A 15236-nucleotide genomic window follows, 5' to 3' on the forward strand; every position below is an offset into this window, starting at 1 on the left:
AAATCGATTCTTGTTGGGGCGGGCTGTGGGAAAACAGCTGCGTTGGGCTGTCCTGCCTAAGGGCAAGCAGAAAAAGCAATTCCAGGCTGGCCTGCTGCTTTTCCCCTTGCTTGTGGCGATGTTGCCCGTGCTCGTGAGGTTTTCACGCAACCCGTGGACGTTACTATTTTTTGCAGCGGCTCGCGAGTGCGGGCCGCTCAGGCCGCCTTGGGTTTTGGCGGAAACTTGGGCGCATGCAGGCCCAGCTGCATGCCTTGGTGGACCAGGGCCATGATGTCTTCATGGGCCAGGTCGAACAGGCGCTTGAGCTCGGGCAGGACGAAATAGATCGGCTGCAGGATGTCGATGCGGTACGGCGTGCGCATGGCTTCCAGCGGGTCGAAGGCCTGGTGCTCCGGTTCTTCGGAGAGGCTGTAGACGGTTTCCTTGGGCGAAGACAGGATGCCGCCGCCATAGATGCGCCGGCCGGCTGGGGTTTCCACTAGGCCGAACTCGATGGTCATCCAGTACAGGCGGGCCAGGTATACCCGTTCTTCTTTGGTGGCCTTGAGGCCCAGCTTGCCGTAGGTGTGGGTGAATTCGGCGAACCAGGGGTTGGTCAGCAGTGGGCAGTGGCCGAAGATCTCGTGGAAAATGTCCGGCTCTTGCAGGTAGTCCAGTTCTTCGCGGGTACGGATGAACGTGGCCACTGGGAAGCGCTTGCTGGCCAACAGTTCGAAAAAGGTCTGGAAGGGGATCAGCGCCGGAACCCGGGCCACTTGCCAGCCGGTGGTTTCGCCCAGGACCTTGTTGATTTCGCCCAGCTGCGGGATACGGTCGTGGGGCAGACCGAGCTTCTCGATACCCTCCACGTACTCCTGGCACGCACGCCCCTCGATCACTTTCAGTTGACGGGTGATCAGGGTGTTCCACACCGCGTGTTCTTCGGGTGGATAGTCGATAAAACCTTGCGCGTCGGGCTCGCGGGCCACGTACTGCGTCTGCTTCATGCTGCTCTCCTGCCAGGAATGCGTTCTTGTTATGAATGACCCCAGTGATACGCCAGGGTGCGGCGTTTTGCAGCGGGCAGCGGTGCGATTGCATCGAGGGTTTGGTGTGTAAATCGTAAATTTTTCGTTACGGTTGCTGTGAAGTCCCGGCACTGCGGCTGATGCTTGAGTTGAAAAAGCCGCTTTGTGTCACATAATCTTGACGACTATCTGCGTCACCCGGCAGAAAGTTTTCCAGTTTCAAGGTCAAAAGCGTCGAGTGACGGCGCTTATGCCTTTCATCACTCGCTTCGGGCTTCTATCTATGCGCATCAAAGTTCACTGCCAGAACCGCATCGGCATCCTGCGGGACATTCTCAATCTGCTGGTGGAGTACGGCATCAACGTGGCCCGGGGCGAAGTCGGGGGCGAGCACGGCAATGCCATCTACCTGCATTGCCCGAACCTGATCAACCTGCAGTTCCAGGCCCTGCGCCCGAAGTTCGAATCCATTGCCGGGGTATTTGGCGTCAAGCGAGTCGGCTTGATGCCCAGCGAGCGTCGGCACATGGAGCTCAATGCGTTGCTCGGGGCCCTGGAGTTCCCCGTGCTGTCCATCGACATGGGCGGTTCGATCGTTGCCGCCAACCGCGCTGCGGCCCAGTTGCTGGGGGTGCGGGTCGATGAGGTGCCGGGAATTCCACTGTCGCGCTATGCCGAGGATTTCGACCTGCCGGAGCTGGTGCGGGCCAACAAGTCGCGTATCAATGGCCTGCGGGTCAAGGTCAAGGGGGATGTGTTCCTGGCCGATATCGCACCGCTGCAATCAGAGCACGACGACAGCGAGGCCATGGCCGGCGCGGTGCTGACCCTGCATCGGGCGGACCGGGTTGGCGAGCGCATCTATAACGTGCGCAAGCAGGAGCTGCGTGGCTTCGACAGCATCTTCCAGAGTTCCAAGGTGATGGCGGCGGTGGTGCGAGAGGCGCGGCGCATGGCGCCCCTCGATGCGCCGTTGCTGATTGAGGGCGAGACCGGCACTGGCAAGGAGCTGCTGGCCCGTGCCTGTCACCTGGCCAGTCCCCGTGGGCAATCGCCACTGATGGCGCTCAACTGCGCCGGGTTGCCCGAGTCCATGGCCGAGACCGAGTTGTTCGGTTATGGCCCGGGGGCATTCGAGGGGGCGAGGGCCGAGGGCAAGCTCGGGCTGCTGGAGCTGACCGCTGGCGGCACCCTGTTCCTCGATGGCGTGGGGGAGATGAGCCCGCGCTTGCAGGTCAAGTTGTTGCGCTTCCTGCAGGACGGTTGCTTCCGTCGGGTGGGCAGCGACGAAGAGGTGTATCTGGATGTGCGGGTGATCTGTGCCACCCAGCTCGATCTTTCCGAACTCTGTGCCCGTGGCGAGTTCCGCCAGGACCTGTACCACCGCCTGAACGTGCTGTCGTTGCATATCCCGCCGCTGCGCGAGTGCCTCGATGGCCTGGCGCCGCTGGTGGAGCACTTTCTCGACCAGGCCAGCCGGCAGATCGGCTGCCCCTTGCCCCAGCTGGCTCCCGCGGCCATGGAGCGGCTCAGTCACTATCACTGGCCGGGCAATGTCCGGCAGTTGGAGAATGTACTGTTCCAGGCGGTATCGCTGTGCGATGGCGGCACGGTCAAGGTCGAGCATATTCGCCTGCCGGACTACGGTGCGCGCCAGCCCCTTGGCGAGTTCTCCCTGGAGGGTGGGTTGGAGCAGATCGTCGGGCGCTTCGAAAAGGCCGTGCTCGAAAGCCTGTATGCCGAGTTTCCCAGCAGTCGCCAATTGGGCAAGCGCCTGGGGGTCTCCCACACCACCATTGCCAACAAGCTGCGCGACTATGAGGTGGGCAAGCCCACCAGCGACAATTCGTAGTCACCTGGGCCCTTGTGGTCCGGGTAACGGGGCGGTTACTTGCCGTTAGCGGCATAAGAGCGCCGTTTTTCCGTCTCCCGAAAAGCCGTCGCTACCGCCCTTTAGCCAGGCAAAGCCCTGTCCAGCCTGGGGATCAACCGCTCCTGGAAAAGTTGGTGCGCTTATTGCTTATGGCTTCGCAGTACAGCGGTGGGCGGCAAACGTCCGGCAGACAGAGGAAGCACTGTGGACAAGTACCTTTATGTGGCAATGACCGGCGCCAGCCAGAATGCTCTGGCGCAAAAGGCTCATGCCAACAATCTGGCGAACATCTCCACCAACGGTTTTCAGCGTGACCTGGAGCAGGCTCGCTCGATGCCGGTGTTTGGCGACAGCTTTCCGGCGCGGGCCTTTGCCATGAGTGAGCGTCCGGCCACGGATTTCTCCCCGGGCTCGATGGTGCAAACCGGTCGCGACCTGGATGTGGCGGTCAGCGGCAATGGCTGGATCGCCGTGCAGAGTCCCGACGGTAGCGAAAGTTATGTGCGCACCGGCAGCTTGAATGTCGATGCCCTGGGTGTGCTGCGTGCCGGCAATGGCATGCCGGTGATGGGCAATGGCGGTCCGATCGCCGTGCCGCCGCAACAGCAGATCGAAGTCGGCCAGGACGGCACCATCAGTATCCGTGCCATGGGCGAGGGCCCGCGGGTCATGGCCGAGGTCGACCGCATCAAGTTGGTCAATCCGGACATCAAGAACCTGACCAAGGGCCTGGATGGGTCGATCAAGACCAAGGACGGCCAGCCGGCACCGGCCGATGCCAACGTGCAACTGGTTTCAGGTTTCCTTGAGTCGAGCAACGTCAACGCGGTGCAGGAAATGACCGCGGTCCTGGCCTTGTCCCGCCAGTTCGAATTGCACGTCAAGATGATGAACAGCGCCAAAGAAGACGACCAGGCCATGGCTCGGGTCTTGCAGATCAGCTAATTACCAGTACCTAGCGCCGTAAAACAGGCGCGTGAGGAGAATCGAATGCTTCCGGCTCTATGGGTTGCCAAAACCGGCCTGTCCGCCCAGGACACCAACCTGAGTGTTATTTCCAACAACCTGGCGAACGTTTCGACCACGGGCTTCAAGCGTGATCGTGCCGAATTCCAGGACCTGCTGTACCAGATCAAGCGCCAGCCGGGTGCTCAGTCGACCCAGGACAGCGAACTGCCTTCCGGCCTGCAGGTCGGTACCGGTGTGCGCATCGTCGGCACCCAGAAGAGCTTCACCGCGGGCAGCCTGCAGACCACTCAGCAGCCGCTGGATATTGCGATCAACGGCCGTGGTTTCTTCCAGATCCTGCAGCCCGATGGCACCACGGCCTATACCCGTGACGGTACGTTCCACCTCGACTCCAATGGCCAGGTCGTGACCGCCAATGGTTTTGCCCTGGAGCCAGCGATCGTCGTGCCTAACGACGCGCAGACCTTCACCGTGGGCGAGGACGGCACGGTGTCCATCACTGTCGCTGGCAACCCGGCGTCCCAGGTGATCGGCAACCTGCAGACCGCCGACTTCATCAACCCGGCCGGCCTGCAGGCCCAGGGCGGCAACTTGTTCCTGGAAACCGCATCCAGTGGTGCGCCACAGGTCGGTACCCCGGGCCTGAACGGTTTCGGCATCACCCTGCAGAACACTCTGGAAGCCTCCAACGTCAGCACCGTGGAAGAGATGGTCAACATGATCACCACCCAGCGGGCCTACGAGATGAACTCCAAGGTGATCTCCACCGCTGACCAGATGCTGTCGTTCGTAACGCAGAAGCTGTAATCAAGTCTTGAGGCCGCCACGCCAGTGAGCCGCCAGCAACATCGTGAGGAAGGGTCATGAATCGGTTTATTTGTGTGTTAGCGCTGACTGGGGGAGCCGTGCTCGCGGGCTGTGTCGCCCCTCCGCCCAAACCCAATGACCCTTACTACGCGCCAGTGTTGCCGCGCACGCCGCTGCCTGCGGCCTCCAACAACGGCTCGATCTACCAGGCAGGCTTCGAACAGAACCTGTACACCGATCGCAAGGCATTCCGGGTCGGTGACATCATCACCATCACCCTGAACGAGCGCACCGCGGCCAGCAAAGGGGCGAACTCGGCGCTGAGCAAGACCAGCAGCAACAGCATCGGCCTGACGTCGTTGTTCGGCGCCACGCCCAACACCAACAACCCGTTCGGCGATGGTGACCTGAGCCTCAATGCTGGCTACAAGGGTGACCGTTCCACCAAGGGCGATAGCAAGGCCGCGCAGAGCAACAGCCTGACCGGCTCGATCACGGTTACCGTGGCCGACGTGCTGCCCAACGGCATCATCGCCGTGCGTGGCGAGAAGTGGATGACCCTCAATACCGGTGATGAGCTGGTGCGTATCGCCGGCCTGGTCCGGGCGGACGATATCGCCACCGACAACACCGTGTCCTCGACCCGGGTGGCGGATGCACGCATCACCTATTCGGGCACCGGGTCGTTCGCCGACGCCAACCAGCCTGGCTGGTTCGACCGTTTCTTCCTCAGCCCGCTGTTCCCTTTCTAGGCGCACTATGTTGAATTTCAAGCACCTGATGGCGGCCGTCTTGTTGCTGTCCACCTCCCTTGGCGTCCAGGCCGAGCGGCTGAAGGACATCGCCAGTATTTCCGGCGTGCGTTCCAACCAGTTGATTGGCTACGGCCTGGTGGTGGGGCTCAATGGCACGGGTGACCAGACCACCCAGACGCCGTTCACCCTGCAGACCTTCAACAACATGCTGTCGCAGTTCGGGATCAAGGTGCCGCCAGGATCGGGCAACGTGCAGTTGAAGAACGTCGCCGCGGTATCGATCAGTGCCGACTTGCCGGCGTTCGCCAAGCCGGGGCAGCAGGTGGACGTCACGGTTTCGTCCATCGGTAACTCCAAGAGCCTGCGCGGCGGGACCCTGCTGCTGACTCCGTTGAAGGGTATCGACGGCAACGTCTATGCCATTGCCCAGGGCAACCTGGTGGTGGGTGGTTTCGACGCCGAGGGGCGTGACGGTTCGAAGATCACCGTCAACGTGCCGTCGGCCGGTCGGATTCCTGGCGGTGCCTCGGTGGAGCGTGCCGTGCCCAGTGGTTTCAACCAGGGCAATAGCCTGACCCTGAACCTCAACCGTTCGGACTTCACTACGGCCAAGCGCATCGTCGACAAGATCAACGACATGCTCGGTCCGGGCGTGGCCCAGGCCATCGACGGCGGCTCGATCCGCGTTACTGCGCCCCTGGACCCAAGCCAGCGCGTGGACTACCTGTCGATCCTGGAGAACCTGGAGATCGATCCGGGCCAGGCGGTGGCCAAGGTCATCATCAATTCGCGTACCGGTACCATCGTCATCGGCCAGAACGTCAAGGTTTCGCCGGCTGCCGTGACCCATGGCAGCTTGACCGTGACTATTACCGAAGACCCGATCGTCAGCCAGCCCGGTCCTCTGTCCAATGGCCAGACGGCCGTGGTTCCTCGCTCGCGAGTCAATGCCCAGCAGGAGGCCAAGCCGATGTTCAAGTTTGGCCCGGGTACCACCCTGGACGAGATCGTGCGGGCGGTGAACCAGGTGGGGGCGGCGCCAGGCGACCTGATGGCGATCCTCGAAGCCCTGAAGCAGGCCGGCGCCCTGCAAGCCGACTTGATCGTGATTTGAGGTGTCAGCCATGGATATTCGTAAGAGCGGCCTGACTGCCACCGGTGACTCCGGGGCGTACTCCGACCTCAATCGCCTGCAGCAACTGAAGGTCGGCGACAAGAACAGCGAAGCCAACGTGCGCAAGGTGGCGCAAGAGTTCGAGTCGCTGTTTCTCAACGAAATGCTCAAGTCCATGCGCAAGGCCACCGACGTGCTGGCCCAGGACAATCCGCTCAATACGCCGACGGCCAAGCAATACCAGGAAATGTACGACCAGCAGTTGGCGGTGTCCCTGTCCCGCGAGGGTGGCGGTATCGGCCTGGCCAATGTGCTGGTGCGCCAGATGATGCAGAACAAGCCGGCGGGAGCTCCCACCGGGCTGACCTCGGCCTTGCCAGGCGCCACGCCGACGCCACCGGTTGCTACGCCGACACCGATTGCCGCGGGCACCACTGCCCAGGATGGCCCGCTGAGCCGGGTCAACGGCCAGCGGCCGATGTGGGCCTTCCGCGTGCCGAATCCGGAGCGCACCAGTATTCCCCATAACGACATGGCCCTGCTCAACCAGCGGCGCCTGTCGCTGCCGAGCAAGCTCACCGATCGCCTGCTGACCGGGATCGTGCCGTCGACCGGTGCGGTGGAGGCGGGGGCACAAAATGCCGCGCCGACCCGGGTCACACCCGCTGCCGATGCGGTGCTGCGCGGCGAGTGGCGAGTCAACCAGGGTTATGCCGCGGCCCAAGGCAAGATGCGCATCTATGGTCGGGCCATGGCCCAGCCACCGCTGGCCCCGGCCAAGCGTGCCTTCGGCTCTTCCGACGAATTCGTCGCCACCATGCTGCCCATGGCGGAGCAGGCGGCCAAGCGAATTGGCATCGATCCGCGCTACCTGGTCGCCCAGGCAGCCCTGGAAACCGGCTGGGGCAAGTCGGTGATGCGCCAGCAGGATGGACGTAGCAGCCATAACCTGTTCGGCATCAAGGCCGGTAGCAGCTGGCAGGGCGGACAAGCCCGGGCGATCACCAGCGAGTTCCGCAACGGGCAGATGGTCAAGGAAACGGCGGCGTTCCGTTCCTACGATTCCTACCAGGACAGCTTCCACGATCTGGTGACCTTGTTGCAGAGCAATAATCGCTATCAAGAAGTGCTGAAGGTGGCCGATAAACCAGAACAGTTTGTTCGCGAGTTGCAAAAAGCCGGGTATGCAACCGACCCGGACTACGCAAGCAAGATTTCGCAGATAGCCAAGCAGATGAAGAGTTACCAGAACTACGCTGCGGCGGGCGTTTCCACGAATTTATAAGGTCTGAATCATGAGTTTGCTCAATATCGGGATGTCGGGGCTGGCTACCAGCCAATCGTCTTTGATGACCACGGGTAACAACATCGCCAACGCCGACACCGCAGGGTATTCGCGTCAGCAGACCGTGCAGGGCACCAAGGCCTCCAACCAGTTCGGCAACGTCTTCATCGGCACCGGCGCCACCCTGGCCGATGTGCGTCGGGTGTACAACAGCTACCTCGATGCCCAGCTGCGCAGCGCAACTTCGCGCAACAGCGACGTGGCCGCCTACCAGAATCAGATCACGCCGATCGACAAGCTGCTCTCTGAAGCCGATACCGGCATGACCAGCGCCTTGACCAAGTTCTTCGCATCGGTGCAGAACCTCAATGCCAAGCCCACCGACGAGGCTTCCCGGCAGTTGCTGCTCAGCGATACCCAGGCCCTGAGCAATCGCTTCAACTCGGTATCCAGCCAGCTCAATGCGCAGAACAGCAGCATCAACGGCAACCTGTCGAACATGGCCAACCAGGTCAACAACCTGGCGGCTACCGTGGCCCAGCTCAACCAAAAGATTTCCGAGATGTCGACCAGCGGTGGCGGCATGCCCAACGAACTGCTGGACCAGCGCAACGAGACCGTGCGCCAGTTGTCGCAGTTCATCAAGGTAGACGTATCCGAGCGCGGCTCCAGCCTCGACCTCTACCTGGGTACTGGCCAGCCACTGGTCCTGGGCAACTCCGCAAACTCCCTGGAAGTGGTTCCGGGCAAGAGCGACCCGACCCGTTCGACGCTGCAGATCAACCTTGGCAGCACTTCCGTCGACATCACCACGCCACCCAAGGGGCAGGATACCGGAGGCGAGATCGGTGGCCTGTTGCGCTATCGCAGCGAAGTGCTGGACCCGGCGCTGAACGAGCTGGGGCGCGTGGCGCTGGTCGTTGCCGATCAGATGAACAGCCAGATGGCCCAGGGCATCGACAAGAACGGCGAGTTCGGCGGCAACCTGTTCAATGACATCAACAGCCTCAAGCTGATTGGCCAGCGCAGCATAGCCAGCACCGGCAACAACTCGGCGTCCGGCAACTTCGATGTCACCATCAAGGACACTGGCAAGCTGACCACCAATGACTACACGGTGACCTTCACCAGCGCGACCGACTACAGCGTCAAGCGCTCCGATGGCACCGACCTGGGCAGTTTCAGCACCACCACCACCCCGGCGCCGGTCATCGACGGTTTCTCGTTGAATCTCAACGGTACGGCAGTCTCGGGTGACAGCTTCAAGATCACTCCAACCCGCAACGCTTCGGCCTCCATCCAGACCGAGATGACCGATGTCAAGCGCCTGGCCATTGCCGCGCCGCTCAAGGCCGAGATCGGGGCCGGGATCAAGAGTTCGTTGAGCATCGCCAGCCAGCCGTCGCTGGTCGTGCCGATCAACAACTATGATCCTGCTGCCAAGCTGGAAATGCAGACCGCGCTCAAGAACGCCGGTCCGATCAAGGTGGTGTTCAATGCACCGGCCAACGGCAGCCAGGGTTATGACTACTTTGATTCCAAGGGCAACAAGATCGGCAGCGGCACCATGGTGCCGGGGCAGACCAACACCCTGAACCTGAACATCAAGATGGTCGATGCCAGCGGGAACCCGGTGCTCGATGGCAGCGGGGTGCAGAAGACCTTCGCCGTGAAGATGGATGTGGCAGGAGCGCCGAACTCCGGCGACAACATGACGATCTCGCTCAACGGTGCCGGCTCTTCCGACAACCGCAACGGCCTGGCCCTGGCCGGCCTGCAGAGCAAGCAGACCGTCGATACCGGTTCGGCCAGCAAGGGCATGACCCTGGTGGACGCCTACGGCAAGCTGATCGAGAACGTCGGCTCCAAGGCCAGTCAGGCCCGGCTTGATAGCGCCGCCAATGGCAGCATCCTGGACAGCGCCAAGGGCGCCCGCGACTCGCTGTCGGGGGTCAACCTGGACGACGAGACCGGCAACCTGGTCAAGTATCAGCAGTACTACACCGCGTCCTCGCAGATCATCAAGGCTGCACAAACCATCTTCAGTACGCTGATCAGCAGCCTTTAAGGAGTCGTAGACCATGCGCATTTCCACTTCCCAGTTCTACGAGTCTTCGGCTGCCAATTACCAGAAGAACTTCGCCAACGCGCTCAAGAGTAGCGAGGAGGCCAGCAGCCTGGTGCGGGTCAAGACCGCAGCCGACGATCCAGTGGGTGCCTCGCGCCTGCTGCAACTTGGCCAGCAGGCTTCGTTGCTCGACCAGTACAAGACCAACAGCAACTCGATCAAGGCTTCCCTGGGGCAGACCGAGTCGGTGATGACCAGTATCAACAACGTCCTGGCCCGGGCTCGGGAACTGGCCGCTGGTGCCACCAACTCCGGCTACACCGATGCCGACCGCCAGGCCAATGCGTCGGAGCTGGGACAGATCGAAGAGCAGTTGCTCAGCCTGATGAATACCCAGGACGAAAACGGCAAGTACATTTTCGGTGGTTCCAAGGATGACGTGCCGCCATACAGCCGCAACTCCGACGGTACCTACACCTACAACGGCGACCAGAGCAGCCTGAAGCTACCGATTGGCGACACCATGCTGATGGCTGCCAACAGCACCGGCTGGGATGTGTTCCAGCAGGCGGCGAATACCAGCCGCACCCAGGTCACCACCCAGAGTGCGCCGTCTCCGGACAACGGCACGGTGTTCCTGTCCAATGGCCAGATGTCCAACGCCGGCAAGTACAACAGCGACTTCCGCAAGGGCGAGCCCTATTCGATTTCGTTCGTCAGCGCCACCCAGCTGAAGATCACCGATATCAATGGCAACGATGTGACGTCCGAGGCCAGCCAGAATGGTGTGATCGGCAATACGCCGAACCAGACCGTGAGCTTCCGTGGGGTGGACCTGAGCCTGAACGTCAACCTCAAGTCCGGTGACAACGCCGGCGCGTTGCTGCCGCAATACTCTTTCCAGCTGGGTTCCAAGCCAGACAGCTTCAACGTTGCACGTGGCCCGGGTAACCCGAGCACTGCCCAGGTGACTGGCACCAGCGTGACCGACCAGGCGGCCTACAACTCTACGTTCCCTAGTGGTTCGGCAGTCCTGAAGTTCACCAGTGCTACCCAGTTCGATCTGTATGCGGCCCCGCTGACCGCCGATAGCAAGCCCGTTTCTTCCGGAACCCTGGCGGGTAACCAGGCCACCGCTGCTGGAGTGACCTTCACCCTCAATGGCACGCCAACCGCCAACGACCAGTTCAGCGTCTCGGTCAATACCCACGAAAGCCAGAACATCCTGGACACCGTGAGCCAGCTCAAGAGTGCATTGAACACTCCTACCGCTGGCAATACCGTGGCCACCCAGAAGCAACTGGCCGATCTCGCCTCCGGCATGGCCAACCTGGCCAGTGGCACCGACCAGTTGTCGATCGGTATCAGCTCCGTCGGTGGTCGCGGTGCGGCCCTGGCGAATCAGGTCGAGATCAATGAAAGCCTGTCGGCGGCCAATGTCACGACCCGCTCGGCCATCAGCGAATCCGATCCGGCCGAAGTCATGACACGCCTGACCCTGCAGCAGACCATGCTGCAAGCCTCGCAACTGGCCTTCAGCAAGATCAGCCAGCTCGGGTTGTTCAACAAGATCTGAGCCAGGCCCGTGGCGCTCGGTTCCGAGCGCCACGGCCGTCGAGCCGCCAACCGTCTTTATGTAAGCGGTTTTGCAGCCCCGGTCGTGTCGATCGGGGCTCGCCGCTCGAGAGTTCCCTGCCGTGAACCAAGCCCCTCTAGTCAGCATCGTCATCCCCGCCTTCAATCCCCGCTTCTTTGCCCAGGCCCTGGACAGCGCCTTGGCCCAGACCTATCAGCCACTGGAAATCGTGGTCTGCGACGACAGTGCCGGTGACGAGATCCAGCGCATTGTCGAAGGTGTTTGCGAGCCCGCACATCCGGTGCGCTACCTGCGCAATCCGCAGCGCCTGGGCCTGCAGAAAAATATCCTGCGCGGTGTCCAGGAAGCCGACGGCGAGCTGATCAAGGTCCTGTGTGATGACGACCGACTGTTCGCGCCCAGCGTTGCCCTGCAGGCGCCGATCCTGGCCGAATATCCTGAGGTCAGCCTGGTGTGCGGGCTGCGCGTGTTCAGCGATGCCGGTAACTCCATCCTGCCTTCGCGGCTGGACAACAGTTGCTTCTCCCTCTGCGATTCAGTGTTCAAGGGGGACGACATGCTGGGGATCCTCGAGGGCTGGCAGAGCAACTACCTGGGTAACTTCAGCTCGACGCTGATGCGCCGCGCCGATGTGCTGGAATTGCTGCCAGCGCTGATCCAGGAGGGCGCAGGGTTCGTGGCCTTGCTGGATACGGCGTTGTTCATCTGCCTGCTCAGGCGCGGCAACCTTGCGACGCTCAATACGGTGCTCAGTTGTGAGCGGCTCTATCCCGGGCGCTTCAGCGCGACTCCAGAGGTGCTCAAGCTGGCCGGTTCCGAGTGGGATTGGTTGAAGCAGATGCTGGCCGCGCGAGCTGGTGAGTCGGCTCCGGCCGCTGGTTGGGTGCGCTATGTGGATCTGGTCCGGGCGGGTGAAGAGCCGCGCCGGTGGCAGGAACTGTGCGTGACCCGGGTCCTGGGCAATCGCAATACCGTGGTCAATGGCCGGGTAGGCGGGGCAAGCCAGAGTTATGAGGAGTTCTATCGCGAGTGGCTGGGCAGCCGCTGCCTGTCGCCGTCCGAGCAGCGCCATCTGCCCCAGCGTCTCGATAGCTGGTCGCGCCAGGCGCGTATCGTGCCGGTGGTGATCGATGTCGACGGTTCCGCTGTGGCGCTTGAGCGCACCTTGAGTAGCCTGGATGCCCAGCTGTATGCGCCCCAGGCGGTGCTGGTGCTGTCCGATGCCGACTGCTCGACGCGCGAGCGGGTCTTGCAGCAGCCGCTGCGCGGCGATGGGTTGCAGCAACTCAATGAGTTGCTGCCGCAACTGGAAGGCTGTGACTGGTTCTACCTGTTGCAGGCTGGCGATCGCCTGTCTGCCTCGGCGCTGCTGGTGCTGGCCGAGCGTATCGCCAGCATCCCGACCATGCTCGGTGCCTACAGCGATGAAGGCGCCCTGGTGGAAAGTGAGTCCGTCGAGCCGGTGTTCAAGCCGGATTTCAACCTTGACCTCATGCGCTCCTATCCCTATGTCGGGCGGACCCTGGCCTTTTCCCGCGAGCGTGTTCTGGCCGAGGGCGGTTTCGATCCGGCCCGGGGCGAGCTGGCCCCCCATGACCTGCTCTGGCGGCTGGTGGAGGCTGCCGGTCCGCAGGCGATCGAGCACATTGCCGAGATCCAGGTGGAATCGGAGTTTTCCTTTGCCCAATGGTTGTCGCGGCCGCAGGTGATCGAAGCCAGTGAGGGGTTGGTGAGCGCCCACCTGCAGCGGATCGGTGTGGAGCATCGGATTTGCCACGATGACCTGCCGCTGATCAATCGCATCGACTACCTGCACGGCAAGCGGCCTCTGGTATCGATCATCATCACCTGCGGCGACTCCCTGGCCGCACTGCAGCGCTGTGTCGAAAGCCTGATCGAGCAGACGGCCTACAACCACTACGAGATCCTGCTGGTGGATGCCGGCAGTCGCGACCCGGCCATGGCCGACTGGCTGGCGGCCATGGCCCAGCTGGGGGCGTCGCTGTTGCGGGTGCTGGCTTGTGATGGCGGGGGCAATCAGGCGGCGTTGGTCAATGAAGTCGCGGCCCAGGCGCGTGGCGAGTACCTGCTATTGCTCAGCCATGATGCGCAGATCTGTACCCGCGACTGGCTGGATGAGCTGCTCAATCAGGCCCAGCGCCCAGAGGTAGGGATCGTGGGCGCGCGGATCCTGGCGGCCGATGGCTCCATCCTGCATGCCGGCCAGGTGCTTGGCCTGGCAGGCCCGGTGGGCTCGCCTTTCGTCGGCGAGGCCCTCGGTGCCCGTGGCTATATGCAGCGCTTGCAGGTGGTGCAGAACTGGAGTGCGGTGAGCGCCGATTGCCTGATGGTGCGCAAGGAGGTGTTCGATAGCCTCGGCGGCCTGGCGCAGGAGGACTTCAATACTGGCCTGGGGGTTGCGGATTTTTGCCTGCGAGTGGATCGCGACGGCTACCTGGTGGTCTGGACACCCCATGCCACCCTGATGCAGGGAGCCGCTTCCCGGGTCGATGGTGCAGTGACGCAGGAAGTGCTGGTATCCGACCAGGAGGCGTTCTATCGCCGCTGGCTGGCGAGGATCGCTCGTGATCCTGCCTACAACCCGGCCCTGAGCCTGGGCTTTTCCAGCTTCAGCCTGGAGCCGACCCTACGCAATAACTGGAATCCCTTCTACAGTCGCTCGCTGCCCTTGATCCTGGGGCTGCCGGTCAACGGCACCGCGACCGGGCATTACCGGGTCACTGGGCCGCTGAGCGCGCTGGAGGAGTCCGGACGAGTGATCTCCAGGGTGTCCTACGAGTCGCCTTCGATGGTCGAGATCGAGCGGCTTTCCCCGGATACCATCGTGCTCCAGGGGCGCTACAGCGAAGGCTCGGCCGGCGATATCCTGCGGATGAAGAAGTATTCCAGTGCGCTGCGGATCTTCGAGCTCGACGACTACGTGGTCAGCGCGCCGAAGAAGAACAGCCATACCCGGAACAAGCCGGCCAATACCGAGCAGATGCTGCGTGAAGGCATTGCCATGTGCGATCGCGTGGTCGTGACCACCCAGCCCCTGGCCGATGCGCTGTCGAGCATGCACAGCGATATCCGGGTCGTGCCCAACATGCTCGCGCCAGATCCCTGGGCGACCTTGACCTCCCGCCGAGGCACTTCCAGCAAACCTCGAGTGGGCTGGGGTGGCGGCACCAGCCACACCGGTGACCTGGAGATCATTGCCGATGTGGTGCGCGAATTGGCCAATGAGGTGGAGTGGGTGTTCTTCGGCATGTGCCCCGACGAACTACGGCCCTATCTGCATGAGTTCCATCCGGCGATCAGCTTGCAGAGCTACCCCTTCAAGTTGGCCAGCTTGAACCTGGACCTGGCCCTGGCACCGCTGGAGTTCCATATCTTCAATGACTGCAAGAGCAATCTGCGGTTGTTGGAGTACGGCGCCTGCGGCTATCCGGTAATTTGCACCGATACCGAGGCCTATCGCGGCTTCCTGCCGTGCACCAAGGTGCTGAGCAACAGCACCGAGGAGTGGTTGCAGGCCATTCGCATGCACCTGGCCGACCCGGCGGCCAGCTATCGCATGGGCGATGAGCTGCGCGCGGCAGTGCATCGCGATTTCATGCTGCGCAGCGACAACCTGCAGCACTGGTTGTGGGGGTGGCTGCCGGATTGATGGGGCCGGCCCGCGCATCCTCAGTGCGGGCCGCCGTTTCCGGCGCGGGGGCTCGCTCCTCGGCTCAGGAGTGTGTGCCTGGGTGGTT

At 62.4% G+C, this 15236-nt stretch carries 10 protein-coding genes; 9 read left to right on the forward strand and 1 reads right to left on the reverse strand.

Annotation, left to right across the window (positions count from 1 at the left end):
* Positions 1-197: 197 nt before the first annotated feature.
* Positions 198-1142, reverse strand: a complete 945-nt coding sequence (gene phhA, locus C4K39_RS08230; RefSeq protein WP_225926567.1) for a phenylalanine 4-monooxygenase — start codon at positions 1140-1142, stop codon at positions 198-200.
* Between the two features lie 151 nt (positions 1143-1293).
* On the opposite strand from phhA, the gene C4K39_RS08235 reads away from it, so the two are divergent.
* The 9 genes from C4K39_RS08235 to C4K39_RS08275 all read left to right on the forward strand — a co-directional run bounded on the left by C4K39_RS08235 (position 1294) and on the right by C4K39_RS08275 (position 15148).
* Positions 1294-2862 (forward strand): sigma-54-dependent transcriptional regulator, encoded by a 1569-nt coding sequence (locus tag C4K39_RS08235; RefSeq protein WP_068586180.1) that lies wholly within the window; start codon positions 1294-1296, stop codon positions 2860-2862.
* Between the two features lie 225 nt (positions 2863-3087).
* Positions 3088-3828 carry a flagellar basal-body rod protein FlgF gene (gene flgF / locus C4K39_RS08240; protein ID WP_068586177.1) on the forward strand — a complete coding sequence of 247 codons (741 nt, stop codon included), beginning with the start codon at positions 3088-3090 and terminating at the stop codon, positions 3826-3828.
* A gap of 45 nt (positions 3829-3873) precedes the next feature.
* Positions 3874-4659 carry a flagellar basal-body rod protein FlgG gene (gene flgG, locus C4K39_RS08245; RefSeq protein WP_124346091.1) on the forward strand — a complete coding sequence of 262 codons (786 nt, stop codon included), beginning with the start codon at positions 3874-3876 and terminating at the stop codon, positions 4657-4659.
* Positions 4660-4715: 56 nt separating this feature from the next.
* Complete coding sequence (gene flgH, locus C4K39_RS08250; RefSeq protein WP_124346092.1) at positions 4716-5411, forward strand: flagellar basal body L-ring protein FlgH; 696 nt, start codon at positions 4716-4718, stop codon at positions 5409-5411.
* Positions 5412-5418: 7 nt separating this feature from the next.
* A complete protein-coding gene (locus C4K39_RS08255; protein ID WP_068586169.1) occupies positions 5419-6528 on the forward strand; it encodes a flagellar basal body P-ring protein FlgI in 1110 nt (369 codons plus the stop codon).
* Positions 6529-6538: 10 nt separating this feature from the next.
* Complete coding sequence (gene flgJ, locus C4K39_RS08260; protein WP_124346093.1) at positions 6539-7813, forward strand: flagellar assembly peptidoglycan hydrolase FlgJ; 1275 nt, start codon at positions 6539-6541, stop codon at positions 7811-7813.
* Between the two features lie 10 nt (positions 7814-7823).
* Entirely contained in the window at positions 7824-9881 is a 2058-nt protein-coding gene (gene flgK, locus C4K39_RS08265) for a flagellar hook-associated protein FlgK (RefSeq protein ID WP_124346094.1), read from the forward strand.
* Between the two features lie 13 nt (positions 9882-9894).
* The gene (locus C4K39_RS08270; RefSeq protein ID WP_124346095.1) at positions 9895-11457 is read left to right on the forward strand and encodes a flagellar hook-associated protein 3; all 1563 of its coding nucleotides are present in this window, start codon (positions 9895-9897) and stop codon (positions 11455-11457) included.
* A 121-nt stretch (positions 11458-11578) separates the two neighbouring features.
* A complete protein-coding gene (locus C4K39_RS08275; RefSeq protein ID WP_124346096.1) occupies positions 11579-15148 on the forward strand; it encodes a glycosyltransferase in 3570 nt (1189 codons plus the stop codon).
* Positions 15149-15236 lie beyond the last annotated feature (88 nt).

This window comes from Pseudomonas sessilinigenes, from assembly GCF_003850565.1.
In the GTDB taxonomy this organism is placed as follows: domain Bacteria; phylum Pseudomonadota; class Gammaproteobacteria; order Pseudomonadales; family Pseudomonadaceae; genus Aquipseudomonas; species Aquipseudomonas sessilinigenes.

Excerpts from the sequence above, each read along its gene's own strand:
- C4K39_RS08235 (WP_068586180.1), top strand. The coding sequence starts at position 1,294 with ATGCGCATCAAAGTTCACTGCCAGAACCGCATCGGCATCCTGCGGGAC.
- flgG (WP_124346091.1), top strand. The coding sequence starts at position 3,874 with ATGCTTCCGGCTCTATGGGTTGCCAAAACCGGCCTGTCCGCCCAGGAC.
- flgH (WP_124346092.1), top strand. The coding sequence starts at position 4,716 with ATGAATCGGTTTATTTGTGTGTTAGCGCTGACTGGGGGAGCCGTGCTC.
- C4K39_RS08255 (WP_068586169.1), top strand. The coding sequence starts at position 5,419 with ATGTTGAATTTCAAGCACCTGATGGCGGCCGTCTTGTTGCTGTCCACC.
- flgJ (WP_124346093.1), top strand. The coding sequence starts at position 6,539 with ATGGATATTCGTAAGAGCGGCCTGACTGCCACCGGTGACTCCGGGGCG.
- flgK (WP_124346094.1), top strand. The coding sequence starts at position 7,824 with ATGAGTTTGCTCAATATCGGGATGTCGGGGCTGGCTACCAGCCAATCG.
- C4K39_RS08270 (WP_124346095.1), top strand. The coding sequence starts at position 9,895 with ATGCGCATTTCCACTTCCCAGTTCTACGAGTCTTCGGCTGCCAATTAC.